This window comes from Thermotomaculum hydrothermale (assembly GCF_016592575.1).
In the GTDB taxonomy this organism is placed as follows: Bacteria; Acidobacteriota; Holophagae; order Thermotomaculales; family Thermotomaculaceae; genus Thermotomaculum; species Thermotomaculum hydrothermale.
In genome coordinates, this window is record NZ_AP017470.1 from 1,932,354 (window position 1) to 1,945,414 (window position 13,061).

General features: G+C 35.2%; 10 protein-coding genes. 2 read left to right on the plus strand and 8 right to left on the minus strand.

Annotation, left to right across the window (positions count from 1 at the left end):
- Nucleotides 1–3 precede the first annotated feature (3 nt).
- From TTHT_RS08985 to TTHT_RS08995, 3 genes are read right to left on the minus strand one after another with little or no spacing between them, the layout of a single operon-like run.
- A complete protein-coding gene (locus TTHT_RS08985) occupies nucleotides 4–2,010 on the minus strand; it encodes an alpha-amylase/4-alpha-glucanotransferase domain-containing protein (protein WP_201327637.1) in 2,007 nt (668 codons plus the stop codon).
- Entirely contained in the window at nucleotides 1,995–4,922 is a 2,928-nt protein-coding gene (locus TTHT_RS08990; RefSeq protein ID WP_201327638.1) for a CehA/McbA family metallohydrolase, read from the minus strand. Before TTHT_RS08990 ends, TTHT_RS08985 begins: the two co-directional genes overlap by 16 nt.
- Nucleotides 4,923–4,927: 5 nt before the next feature.
- Nucleotides 4,928–5,500, minus strand: a complete 573-nt coding sequence (locus tag TTHT_RS08995) for a methyltransferase family protein (RefSeq protein ID WP_201327639.1) — start codon at nucleotides 5,498–5,500, stop codon at nucleotides 4,928–4,930.
- Between the two features lie 117 nt (nucleotides 5,501–5,617).
- Here TTHT_RS08995 and TTHT_RS09000 point away from each other — a divergent pair, with 117 nt between their 5' ends.
- Entirely contained in the window at nucleotides 5,618–6,850 is a 1,233-nt protein-coding gene (locus tag TTHT_RS09000; protein WP_201327640.1) for a M20 family metallopeptidase, read from the plus strand.
- 33 nt (nucleotides 6,851–6,883) lie between these two features.
- The gene (xerD, locus tag TTHT_RS09005) at nucleotides 6,884–7,777 is read left to right on the plus strand and encodes a site-specific tyrosine recombinase XerD (RefSeq protein ID WP_201327641.1); all 894 of its coding nucleotides are present in this window, start codon (nucleotides 6,884–6,886) and stop codon (nucleotides 7,775–7,777) included.
- On the opposite strand, the gene TTHT_RS09010 is transcribed toward xerD, so the two are convergent.
- The 5 genes from TTHT_RS09010 to alr form a co-directional block, all read right to left on the minus strand.
- Nucleotides 7,774–8,268, minus strand: a complete 495-nt coding sequence (locus tag TTHT_RS09010) for a single-stranded DNA-binding protein (protein ID WP_201327642.1) — start codon at nucleotides 8,266–8,268, stop codon at nucleotides 7,774–7,776. The genes xerD and TTHT_RS09010 overlap by 4 nt on opposite strands.
- A 12-nt stretch (nucleotides 8,269–8,280) precedes the next feature.
- A complete protein-coding gene (locus TTHT_RS09015; RefSeq protein WP_201327643.1) occupies nucleotides 8,281–9,906 on the minus strand; it encodes a methyl-accepting chemotaxis protein in 1,626 nt (541 codons plus the stop codon).
- A gap of 118 nt (nucleotides 9,907–10,024) precedes the next feature.
- Nucleotides 10,025–11,170 (minus strand): hypothetical protein, encoded by a 1,146-nt coding sequence (locus TTHT_RS09020; protein WP_201327644.1) that lies wholly within the window; start codon nucleotides 11,168–11,170, stop codon nucleotides 10,025–10,027.
- A 16-nt stretch (nucleotides 11,171–11,186) separates the two neighbouring features.
- A complete protein-coding gene (gene truA / locus TTHT_RS09025; protein ID WP_201327645.1) occupies nucleotides 11,187–11,924 on the minus strand; it encodes a tRNA pseudouridine(38-40) synthase TruA in 738 nt (245 codons plus the stop codon).
- A gap of 2 nt (nucleotides 11,925–11,926) precedes the next feature.
- A complete protein-coding gene (gene alr / locus TTHT_RS09030) occupies nucleotides 11,927–13,060 on the minus strand; it encodes an alanine racemase (protein WP_201327646.1) in 1,134 nt (377 codons plus the stop codon).
- Nucleotide 13,061: the final 1 nt, after the last annotated feature.

Sequence of the window (13,061 nt, forward strand, 5' to 3'; positions counted from 1 at the left end):
TAATCACCTCTTAAAAAAATCAAAACTTAGTGATAAATTTATTTTACCTTTATTGTTTTTGAAAATCAAAAAAATGGTTGAATTCTGGAATACCCTCTCAATACCGCTTTCAGAAAGATTAACCGTGTAAAGTGGCGCAATTCTTAAATCAAATTCTAACTTTGAGGAAAAATTAATTTCAAACCCTCTCCATTCATCCTTAAAGGATAAATTTTTTCCCTTTCCTTCAAATAAAACCCCTGCATTCCCTACAAACCCACCGTCAAGTTGAAAATATTTGTCAGGTGCATCAGGGGATAGGGTAAAAAGATTAAATTCAACAGCAAAGTATTTAGAAGCAATGTGCTCAAGGTTGTATTCAATCTCAATTTTTCTATCTTTTAACTCAACCTTCTTTTCAACCTGATTTTCAGAGTTTAAAAACTCAACTCCAGCCTTCCTTTTGCAAATTCTGTAATTGAGGTTTCTTTCAATAAAATTCCTGTCAATTTCAAAATTCAAAAACTCTATATCCTCTGCGGAAGGCAAGGTATTAAATTTATGCTCAATAAAAGAAAGCCTCTGATATTTATCGTAAACAAGGTATTTATCAAGGTCTGGCTCCTTCAATGCCGGGGTGTCGTGAACCCCAACCATTTCCTTCTTTCCACCTTCAAAAACATACCTATGGTAAAACTCCTTTTGTCTTGTAAAGGTTGACTGAATATTTGTTCCGACAGGAACTAAATCCAGAGAAATTAGCCTGCCACCTCTGTGGGGTTCAAAAATAAGCTTTAAATCCCTATTCCAGAGAATAACCTCGTTTTTCCCGTCAAAGTTTATGTCTTTTTCTTCCTTTACAATTTCAACCCCTAATTGTTCAAAAAGCAGATTTTCACCTTTAATAATGTTTTCAAACACGGCATTCCTTAAATGGGGAAGGTAAATTCCCCCAAAAACACCGTGCCAGTATGCACAGTTACATTGAGACTTTAAAAGGTACTGTCTTTGCTTATCTGTCTGGCAATTGTTTGAAAAATCTATCATCCTTGAGTACATAATCAGGCTTTCAGGGTATTTTTTTCTGAAATTTCTATAACTCCCACCCCTTATAAATCTTGCCAAATCAGACCTATTTTCAAACTCTCTGTATAAATCTTCTAATTTCTGCTGGTCATCAGGATATAAAGCCCATTCCATCATCTCCCTGTATGATGCATCGGGGAGATAACACAAACCTTGAGGGGAGTAATTTTTTAATACCCTTTCAAAAGTGGTTACTTCAAGCCAATCCTGTTTAAGACATTCATTAATAAACCTTGAAAGCCATTTTTCTTTATAGATTAAATCAAAAGTTCCAGGCCAGCTTCCAAATTTTTCGCCATCGTCTCCATAGACAATAATTGCTTCATCTTCTTCCCTATCAAGAAATGTTTTTAAATAATCAAGCACCTCATTTACAGGTTTAAATGGAATTAAATACCTTAACTTCTCATTTAACGGAAATACATAAACAAACTTCCCTCTGTCTTCAGCCACATAGTAACCTGAAGGCACTTTATTAAATCCAGCATAGAGAAAATGGGTATGGTCAACCATTGTAAACTTAACTCCTGCTTTAGCCATGTCGTAAACAAGCCCCTGCTCCCACACCCTTTCTGCAAGCCAGAACCCATCAGGGTTACAATTAAAATTCTCAAAAAGGTATTTTTGCATATATTTAATCTGGTCTATTCTATCTTTAGATTTTATAAAGGAAAGAATAGGCTCATAAAAAGCACCGCCGATTAATTCAACCTGGCCTCTTTTTACCATTAAGTTAAGCAGTTCAAAATACTCTGGAGTGTTCTCTTCAAGCCACTCCAAGAGGGGACCGCTGTAATGTAAAGAAACAGGGAAATCAGGGTGCTTCTCAAACTCTTTTAAAAAAGGTAGATAACTCTCCCTATAAACACTTTTAAATACATAATCAAGGTTGCCTACAGGCTGATGAGAATGCAGACAAAGTATAAATTTTACTTTCCGTGCCACATGCTATCTCCGTCCCTGTCAACAAATATTGGATTTGTAAAAGCAAGGGGCTGAACCCCTGGATAAATCCTTGCAAAATCACCTTGAGGGTAAATCCCTGATGCAATGTTTTCAAGTGTTGCTCCGCACTCAACTACAATATAACTATCAGTTGAGGGAAGTGCAACATTAACAGTCTTAGAATATCTGTTGACATTGTCAGATTGTGGGACGGGTTCTCTGAAAACAACCTCGCCATTGACAATAATTCTTACTTCATCTACCGGTATCCAGTCTGGTGCTTTAATGTTTATACTAACATCCACACTGTTTGAAGAAACAGAAACTGTATCTCCTGGCATTGCTGAATTAACTTTAACATCTAAGAATGGTCCTGTTGAAACAAATGAATGCCCTGTGGCAAATTGAGCAAGAAAATCATCTTCATTAAAACTCTGCCCATCTGGCATTTCATAGTAAACATAGGTTCTCGGATTTCCAGTAAAATAAGGAGTTGCGCCAGGCCAGTTGCTTGCCCCGAAAGCAAGTTTTTTCTCTCCTGAATTCAACAGGTTAAACCAATCAAGCCTGTTTTTAAGGTAATCAGAGTATTTAACATTCTCAAGAACCTCAATTAATGAAAAAACATTGTTTGTGGTTCCTGTTCCATGCTCTGAAACCCTTGAAAAATAAGAATTATCAGGATTTATCGGCACAGGGGAATTTAAAGCCTCAAATAATCCCCTTTTCACTCCGTTAGGTAAAGCGGAATTATCCCTTGGATTTATTAAACCAGCATAGAGGTTATCAAGCTGCATTTTAGTTTTTAAAGTATCGAAAACAGTGGCAAATTCTCTGTCTCCTGTTTCTCCAATACCGTATCCTTTTAAACCTTCAACCCTCTTTACAGGAAAAACAAGGAATTCTCCAAATCCCTCCGGGTATGCTGCCTTTGGAGAAAAACTCTTAATGGTTGCACCTGTTAACACCCTTATATCATCATCAGAAAAATCTACACTATTTGTGGTTTCTTTTTTATATCTACTTTTTAAAGCAGCGTGATAATCAAGCAAATCAGCAACAGTGTTAATATCAGCAGTCATTATTATCTTTACATGCTCAGACAATGCTTCCATGGTTCTCTCAATACCGTTAACAGTACAATTGTAACTAAAGTTGGTTAATACTGCAGGGTCAAAGGGGATATAATTCCCATTATCAACAACCTTTGTTAAAGAAACTTCAAGAGATTCAGGAGAAATATTTACAACAGGATTGCCATCTTCATCTTCTCCCTTAGAAATTCCAACCTGATTTACGGAAATAGAATAAAGTGGACCTGCACTAATTACAAAATCATAATCTCCCAACATAAGAGGTATCTTTCTATCTCCGTAATAAAGGAAGTAGTAGTTTAAACTGCCATTCTCAACCTCTTCCTGCTCGCCAAAGTTAATGGTTTTAGAAGGGTCTAAGGGGAAAATACTTACCCTTGCTGGAATAATAGTCCCATTTGAGTCCTTAACTATTGTTTCAACTCTTCCTATTAAATCAGGATAGAGGCTTATCTCACCTACATCAAGTTTTGACCCGGGCTCAACAATAATCTGTCTCTCTTCCTCTGTTTCATCGCCTTCAACATCAGGGTCTCCAGCATCAAAGAAAGTATAAGTATTTTCAACATAATCTTTTATTCCATTTCCACTTACCCTTAATTGATAGGTACCTGCTGGAAGGTAAACGCTAAATCCTCCAGTATTAGAAGTTCTATAAGCAAGCATTGGAACCGGAATTGGAGAATTTACTATCTCATTCCCGTCAAAATACTTTCCTGGAATTATCTGCTCAAATTGAACGATCATATTCTGCTGGTCTAAATTATAGTTCACATAACCTGAAATTCTTGCAAGATCAACCATAAAGTTAAGGGGGTTAGAACTTGCATCCTCAAAAATATTTAATGCATTAAAGAATGCAGTATACATATTTGCAGAGAGTGCAGGGATAATGTACCTTTCAAATGTTATAGAACCGTGTGGAGAAACAACATCTGTAGTTTTGCCAACCTTACTAACAACAGTATAAGTTCCCCCGCTTTTTTCATAAGCCTGATTGGAAGAATCAAACTGGCACATAACAACACCATCATCAGGGGAGAACTCTATTAAAGCCTGGAAGGGTTGAACATGCTGTTCAAATGCAACAAAGGGAGCGTACACTATGCCATGAGAAGCATTTTCTGGTGCATAACCATAACCTGGTGCAGGGACAAAACGCCTTGAAGTATTACCTCCGGTAAAAACAAAATCACCTATAGTAAAAATAGGAGCCTGCCTGTCACTTGTGTTTTCTACAACAGTTGTCATTTTCAAATAAGTAGAATTTCTTTCTATATAGTAAACCGTTGTTACCTTTAAATCTTTAACTAGCCTGGTTTGCGGGTCAACAGCAAAGCCTGCATTAGCAAATTCCCCGCTTTTGTCCATAACATAACCTTCACAAACCAAAGAAGCAGATTCATCACTTATTGTATCTACTTTAATATTTGTATATGCAACAGGGGTGTTTAAATTGTTATTTACCACCTGAAAAATTTGATTAATATTATCGTTGTTGTAACTTTCCTTATTTCCCAATGCATCAACAGCAATATTTGTTATATCAACAATTGTACCGCCTGTTGGGGCAAGAAAATTCTGTTTCCTCTCCCCTAAAATTCCACCATCAACAATTACGTCAAACCTGTTGTTTGAAAGGTAAAAATCATCATAAGCACCCATTGTTTTAGGAGAATCACTTATATACAGTTTTGCATTATTTTCATCAGTCCTTGAAACAACAGAAACAGGTGCCTCAATACCCGTTGAGTGGTAACAGGCCGAACCTGCTAATATAAAAACAAGAAGAAAGACAAAGTTTATATGTTTTTTCATTTAATTTACCTCTTTAAAAAATAGTAGAAAGCAAGCCAAGCAAGGAGAACTACCAATCCTGTCGCATGCTCTGAGTTGTGAAATATCTGTTTAAATTCCCATTTTTCTCCTGTATCTCTGAAAGGGGTAAGTCTCGGGATTATACTTCTTACATTTTCCCTGTATTCCCTGTACTCATCCCCAAATATATTTTCAAGCCTTGCAGTTTCTATCTTTATTTTTCTGGGGAGATAAAATCCAAAGAATGCAATTAAAACAAGGGCAAGAATATACCAATTTCTTGCAGTAACAGATAAACCTGACAAAATCAAAAGAGAACCTAAGTAAAGAGGGTCTCTTATATATGCATAGGGTCCAACAACAACAAGCTTTTTATTTTTCATCAAATAACCTGCTGCCCACAGCCTTATTAACTCTCCCAGCACAACCATAAAGCCGCCTACAATAAAACTTAACTTCGTTGGCCTTGCATAGTAATAAAGCAGAAAAACAATTATTATCAGGCCTATATTTCTCCATGTTGGTTTTTTAATCCAGTTTTTTTTCACTATTGGAACATCTTTTATTTCTTCAGACATTTTTCCCCTCTCATTGCAAATTTTCATCAAAAATTATAACACACAAGAAAGAAACTCGACAATTAACATACAAAAAATCTGGTATACTATAAATGAATTTCAAACAAGGAGTTATTTATGGATGAAAAAGCAAAAATAAAGGCTTATTTCAAAGAAAACGAGGGGAAAATAAGGGATAAAATTGTCTCTCTTGTTAGAGAAATGGTAAAGGAAAAAACTGTAAATGTTGTTTCAGAAAAGTTGAGCGAGCATCCCTACCTGAAATTTAGAGGCGAGGAGTACAGGGTAGGAAATATTGTTAAAAGGGAATTTGAGGAGCACAACATCCCATATGACGAATTTGCAAGAATGGAGGGAAGACCAAACATAATAGGTAAAATAGGGAAAGACAAAAACGGGAAAAGGCTTTTTATGGCCGCACACATGGATATTGTCCCTGCTGGAGATGGCTGGGACACTGACCCATTTGAGGTTGTTGAAAAAGACGGAAAACTTTATGGAAGAGGAACCCTTGACAACAAAGGACCGCTTGCCTCAATAATTGTTGCTGGAGAGGTTTTGAAAGAGCTTGGAATTGAACTGGAAGGTGAGTTACAATTAGCTGCACTGTCAGACGAAGAGGCTGAAGACCCTGATGGGATTGATTACGGGATAGGATACCTTCTTGAAGAAAAACTAATAAATCCAACTTTTGCAATAATCCCTGACATAGGTGAAAATATGGAGAGGATTGATATTGCGGAAAAGGGAAGAACTGTTTTTAAGGTTACTGCCCACGGGAAACAGGCGCATGGTTCCACCCCTGAAAAAGGAATTAATGCAGTTTATATGATGGCAAAAATGGTGTGTGAAATTGAAAAATTAAAGTTTGACTACACTGTTCATCCTGTTTTAGGAGACCCAACTTTAAATTTAGGAGAAATTCACGGTGGGGCAGCGGCAAATATTGTCCCAGGCCAATGCGAGATACTGCTTGACATAAGAACCGTCCCTGGAATGACAAAAGAGCAGGTTATAAAAAAACTTGAAGAATGCGCCGCAAAAGTAGAAGGTGGAAAATTTACAATTGAATGTATGAGCTGGAATGAGCCTCATGCAGTTGACCCTGACAATGACCTTGTAAAGGCAATTCAGATAAATACAAAAGAAGTACTGGGATTTGAACCAGAACCTTTTGGAATGGGTGGAGGCACTTTTGCCAAAACATTAAATATATACGGTGTAACTGCAGTTGGCTGGGGGCCTGGAGATGATGAAGCCTTTCATGTTGCAAATGAATATGTTGAAATCAAACAATTAATTGACTTTGCTCTTCTAACCTGTCTGGTTGCAATTGATTTATTAAATTAAAAAAAGGGGAGATTTCTCCCCTCTTTATTTTTTATGATTGAAAGATTTGCAAATTACCTTATGTCAGAAAGAGGGCTTTCAAAAAACACTGTTGAATCGTATCTTTTTGACTTAACCCATTTTAAAGAATTCCTTGAATTAAACAAAATTAATATTGCAAAGGTAAAGGAAGAGGATTTAACTGGTTATATAGCCTACCTGTATAATTCAGGTTATGCCCCCATGACTATAAAAAGGCATGTTGCAACACTGAGAAGCTTTTACAAATTTTTATTTAACGAAGGGGAGATAGCCTCCAACCCTGCTGAAATTTTAGAAACTCCCAAAGCATTCAAAATGCTCCCAAAATACCTGACAGATGAAGAGGTTGAAAAACTGTTAAATTTACCTGATATATCAACCCCAACTGGACAGAGAGACAAAGCAATGATTGAGTTGCTTTACGCAACAGGATTAAGGGTATCAGAGCTAATAGATTTAAAGATGAACAACCTTAATTTAGAGGAAAGATTTTTAATAACAATAGGCAAAGGCTCAAAAGAAAGGCTTGTGCCTTTCAGCAAAAAAGCATACAATTGCCTGAAAGAGTATATAAATGATGGCCGGCTTAAATTATTAAAGGATAAAAAAAGTTATTTTCTCTTTCTCAACACAAGAGGAAACAAAATCACAAGGCAGGGATTCTGGAAAATACTTAAAGCGTATGGGCAAAAATTAGGAATTGCTCATAAACTTTCCCCGCACACTTTAAGACACACCTTTGCTACCCATTTGCTTGAACATGGGGCAGATTTAAGGGCAGTGCAGATTATGTTAGGCCACTCTGATATATCAACCACCCAGATTTATACCCATATTACCAATGAAAGACTAAAACAAATTTACTTTAACTATCACCCAAGGGCTAAAAAGAAAGATAAAGATTAAAAAGGCACATCATCATCGCCTATATCATCTATAAAATCATCCTGCGGCTCTTCTATTTTATCCAATTCTTCTTTTATATCATCAATAGGCTCAGGCTCTTTAGCACCAGAAGTTTCCTCTACAACAGGGGCAGCGGCTGTCATAGAACTCTTCATCGCTTCGGCAGACCTTGGCGTTAAGGGAATTAGAGTTAACGCTCTGATTTCTGTCTTGTACCTTTTGTTACCGCTTGAATCATCCCAGCTTGAATACTCAATACTCCCCTCAATAAAGTAAAGGTTACCTTTTTTTACAACCCTTTCTCCCTTGTCAGCAAGTCTTCCCCACAATGCAATATTGTGCCATTCTGTCTTTTCCTGCCAATTACCCTGTGAATCCATATAACTCCTTGAGGTAGCAAGGGAAAACTTAGCAACCTTTGTGCCACCTGGAGTAAACCTGACATCAATATCCTGACCTGCTCTTCCAATTAAAATAACCCTGTTAAACATATTTCACCTCTATTAAAGTATTTTTTTTATATTGTTAGCCTTTTCAAGCAATACAATTGAATTTTTCAAATTAGCAATCCTCTTATGCTGTAACTCTTCAAGCATAAAGCCAAACTCTTTTACTGATTTATCATTATTAAATTCATTAATTACCAAATTTGCCTCATCAAGTTGTTTTGAAAAATCCTCAAGGCTTTTGAAAAGTTCAGTAATATAATTGGTAATAGTTGGAAGTGTGCTATTTATATAATCCAACAAAGTAGATGTTGCAATAACCAGGCTGTCAAAAGACTCTTTGTCCTTCTCAGCCTTATCAAGCTTTGCAAGATAATCTTTAAAAACAATCAAAACCTGTTTTACTGCACTGCTGTGATTTATTATACCTTCTTTTATACTGTTAAGCAGAGTAACATTTTCTTCAATTGGCTCTATAATTTTTGAATAGCTTAGTTGCGTCATATTGGTATGGTGGGAAAGATGGTCTAAATCAGTGGCAATTCTGGACAGTTCAACCCTGCTTTCTGTTTTCACTTTTTCAAAATCAACAAGCAGTTTAGAGGTTTCATTGTTTTTATCCATTAATTCAGAAAAATAATTGTTTATTTGAGAATATTTTCGTTCAATATCTTCAACCAGTTTCTTTAATTCCTTTGCAACTGTTCCAAATTTTTTATCCCCTTGAGAAGATTCTGAAGCATAAATCAACGCGTTAAGAGACATTAAAGAAGTTTTTTTGTTTAGATTTGATACCTCTAAAAGCAAAGTTTTCAACTGATAAAAAATGTCATTTACAGTTCTGTTTACTCCAACAATCTCGTCAAATAAATCTTTTTCAATATCAAAGTTGTCCCTTATTTTCTCCACCCTCTCAATCAGAATATTTTTATGCTTATCAATTTTTTTTATTTCTTCCATCAGTTTACCTGAATGAGAGGTTAAGTTATTTAAAAACAAAATTATCTTATCTATATTTAGCACAAGGTTTTCACTAAATGACAAAAACCCTTTAATAACCATATTTGCATTTTTTATATCCTCTGAAGTTCTAACAATATAATCATTTACAATATCTTTTACTTTTTCAACAAGGTCAATAAGCTGCTCTTTAAATCTGCTGATTTCAACTGTTAGCTCAACAAAGGACTTCAGTTTATCTTCTACTTTAATATCAAATTCATCTTTTGAAATAGAAGAAATATAGTTAACCATCTCCCTGAATTTTTTGTTAAAATCACCGTAATCTTCAAGCAATTCATTAAATGAATAAATAACATCATTTATCCTTGTTTTTACAAGGCTATTTGTCTCAACAAAATCATTTATAATCTGCTTTATCTCCTGAGATTTTATTAAAATCTCATTATGTAACTCTTCAAATATAGAATCCTTCACAGGGGATGGCTCTCCCTTCGTAACAAGAGAATTGAGAGAATTTAATTGCTCTTTGATAAAATTTATTATTTTTGAAAAATACCATCTCAAAAATAGTGCAAAAACAGCAGAAATTAAAAGAAAAAACACAACAATATAAACAAAGGATTTTTCTTTTAAATAATAGTAAAGAACAAGACCAAAAGTTATGGTAATAAGAACATATATAAAAAATACATTCAAAAGTTTTTGTTTAAAATTCCTCATAAATTACCTTTTTGGCAAATTTTCGCAGTTTCTATTTTATTATACACTAAATTTTCAAGCAAACAGACAATAAAAAAGGGGGCTTAATAGCCCCCGATTAAAATCAAATGCCTGGATTTTATCTAACTGCGATTAACACCTTGCTCATTCTAAATTTGTCAGGATTAATCAAGAAGATTGTAGCACTTTTTTTGTCAGGGGAAATTTTAATCTGATAATCCTTATCCTTAATAAAATGGGAAGGCATTATGTAAATTCCACTAATTTTTACAAGTCCTGCATCTTCTGCATTAACAGTAATTGAATCAACCTCTCTTAAGTCTGCAGATTTATCAAACTTTACAGCGTTGAATTTTTTCAGTTTTGGTTTTCCAAAGAGAAACCTTCCGACAATTCCCTTTTTCTTCAAGGCTTTGTAATTATCAACATGGTAAAAAACCGAGTTAAGCATTTTCTCTTTTTTCAGGTTTTCCTGAGAAAGTGCTTTATTTTTTGAGGTTAGCTTAGAAATTTGATTCTGCATATCAGCTTTTAACTGCTCTAATTCTCTTAACTGGGCAAGCAGTTCAGCTTTTCTTGCTTCAAGGTCTTTTACCTCTGCTGAGAGTTTTTCAGCCTCCTGTCTTGCCTTATCCCTTTCATTGATTAACTTTGTTTTATAGTACCTTTTTATCTGATTGGGGCTCATATCGGCAGTGCCCTGGATAACAAAAGTTCCGAAAACACCATTGTCATAAAATAGATAAACTTCAAAGCCAGGAAGGAGATATTCAAGCAAATTAACCCTTTCAACAAGCTTTTGAGCCTCTTCAGGGGTTAACCCTTTTTGCTCTGTTAAAAATTTCATACAAATATCGTAATGATTATCACCAGGCTGGACTACATAAGGCTTCGGCAATTTGTCTTTCAATTCCTGAATCTCTTTTCTCAACTGCTTAATTTCTTCATCTTTGTTAAGAATTTCCTGTATTATTGCAGAGTATGATGAATCCTTTTCCTGAGCAAGCCTTTTCTTTAAATAAGCCCTCTGCTCTGGTGTTAAAGCAAGCATTCTCATCTGCTCAGGGGTAAGTTTTTTATCTCCCTTTAACCCATACTCTGAAAGAAGTTGCCTGTAAGCCTCTTCTTTTTGTTTTAATTCATCATTTAACTTGTCAATCTTCATTGCCATTTGTTCCATCTTTTTAACCTGCTGTTTCTCAAACCATGAGCATGAGCTTGTTAGCAAGGTTAAAATTAAAACAAAAGAAAAAAGTTTTTTCATTTTTCCTCCCTGTATTTTAATAATAAACCTTTTCTAAAAATAACCCCTTTGCATCAAGAGTAGGCCCGGCAAATTTTCTGTCTTTTTTCTCAAAAATTTCTGGCAGGGAATCAATACTAATCTTCCCTTTCCCTATCCACAGCAAAGTACCGGCAATATTTCTAACCATATGATGCAAAAAACTATCGCCTGTTATTATATATTCTAAAAAGCCATTGTTCAACAAATTAAATTTTGAAACTTTGATTTTTTTAACAGGATTTTTTGCAGTACACATTGAATCCCTGAAAGAAGAGAAATCCTTTTCTCCTTTAAAAAACTCAGCTGCTTCAATCATTTTTTCAATATCAACCTTGCCTCTAATCTGGTAACAGTAAAACCTTTCAAATGGGGGAACAACATCACCTATAAAAAAGCGGTATTTATAAGTTTTCCCTTTTGCATTAAATCTGGGATGAAATGAAGTATCAACCTCTTCAACCTTAATTACCCTTATATCCTCAGGTAAAATAGAATTCAAGCCTTTTTTAATCACATACAAGGAATGAGATTTTTTTGTCTTAAAAGCGGCAACCTGGCCAAATGCATGCACTCCTGCATCTGTTCTCGATGCACCAATAAGTTTTACCTCATGGTCAACAAGGGTTTCAACTGCCTGCTTTACTACTCCCTGCACTGTTTTCACATCTGGTTGAATTTGCCAGCCAGAATAATTTGTCCCGTCGTATTGAAGGATTAATTTTATATTCCTCATTTTTAATCAATTATCTTTTTTTGAATATACGGGTTTAGTCTTGCTATTACCTCGTAATTAATTGTCCCTGTAAGAGAGGCAAGAGTATCGGCAGTTATCTCTTCTTCTCCACTTTTCCCTATTAAAACAACATCGTCATCAACACTTACCCTTTCAACATGAGTTACATCCACCATAAAAAGGTTCATGCAAACCCTTCCAACAACAGGGCATCTTTTACCTTCCACAAGAACAAAACCGTTGTTTGAAAGCCCTCTGTCGTAACCGTCTGAATAACCAACAGGCAACACAGCAATTACCATATCCCTGTTTGCCCTGTATGTTAAGCCATAACCTATGTACTCTCCAGCCTTTACCTTTTTTATTTGTAGTGGCTTTGTAATCCACGATAGGGCTGGCTTTAACCCATTTTTTCTATTGTAGCCTTTTGAGTTTAAGGAAACAATTGTCTCTCTACTGGGATAGTAACCGTAAAACGAAATACCAGGCCTTACAATCTCAGTCCTTGTCTCTTCAAAAAGCATCAGTGCCGCAGAACAGGCATTGTGCTTATAGACACCTTTTTGGTTAAATTCTCCAATCACTCTGTTAAAAATCTCCATCTGTTTTTTTGCAAAACTATGGTCTGTTGTATCCTCTATGTTGGCAAAATGGGTTGAAAACCCAGAAAAATTTAATAAATTACTCTTTTCAATCCTCTCTGCAAGACTTAAAGCATCCTTTTCGTCAAGCCCAAGCCTGTGTGTTCCTGTTTCAACTTTTACAAAAAGTGAGATTTTTTTGTTTACTTTTCCAGCAATTTTCTCAAGTAAATCAACAGTTTGTTCAGAATAAACTGTAAAGTAAAGTTCTTTTGTTTTCAAAATCTCTATTAATTCTTTTTCACTTTTGTTTATATGCCCTAAAATCAAAATTGGATTATTTGTGTTTATTTCAAGCGCTTCATCAGTAGAATGAACACAGTAACCGTCAACATAGTCATCAACAATTGAAACAACCTCTTTCAAACCATGCCCATAAGCATTTGACTTTACAACAGGGAAAAATTTAGAATTAGGCGCGAACGACTTTAAAAACCTTATATTATTTAAAAAAGCCTTTTTGCTTAGATAAATAGTTGACGAAGTTAACTTCAAA

Excerpts from the sequence above, each read along its gene's own strand:
- TTHT_RS08990 (WP_201327638.1), bottom strand. The coding sequence starts at position 4,922 with ATGAAAAAACATATAAACTTTGTCTTTCTTCTTGTTTTTATATTAGCA.
- TTHT_RS08995 (WP_201327639.1), bottom strand. The coding sequence starts at position 5,500 with ATGTCTGAAGAAATAAAAGATGTTCCAATAGTGAAAAAAAACTGGATT.
- TTHT_RS09000 (WP_201327640.1), top strand. The coding sequence starts at position 5,618 with ATGGATGAAAAAGCAAAAATAAAGGCTTATTTCAAAGAAAACGAGGGG.
- xerD (WP_201327641.1), top strand. The coding sequence starts at position 6,884 with ATGATTGAAAGATTTGCAAATTACCTTATGTCAGAAAGAGGGCTTTCA.
- TTHT_RS09010 (WP_201327642.1), bottom strand. The coding sequence starts at position 8,268 with ATGTTTAACAGGGTTATTTTAATTGGAAGAGCAGGTCAGGATATTGAT.
- TTHT_RS09015 (WP_201327643.1), bottom strand. The coding sequence starts at position 9,906 with ATGAGGAATTTTAAACAAAAACTTTTGAATGTATTTTTTATATATGTT.
- TTHT_RS09020 (WP_201327644.1), bottom strand. The coding sequence starts at position 11,170 with ATGAAAAAACTTTTTTCTTTTGTTTTAATTTTAACCTTGCTAACAAGC.
- truA (WP_201327645.1), bottom strand. The coding sequence starts at position 11,924 with ATGAGGAATATAAAATTAATCCTTCAATACGACGGGACAAATTATTCT.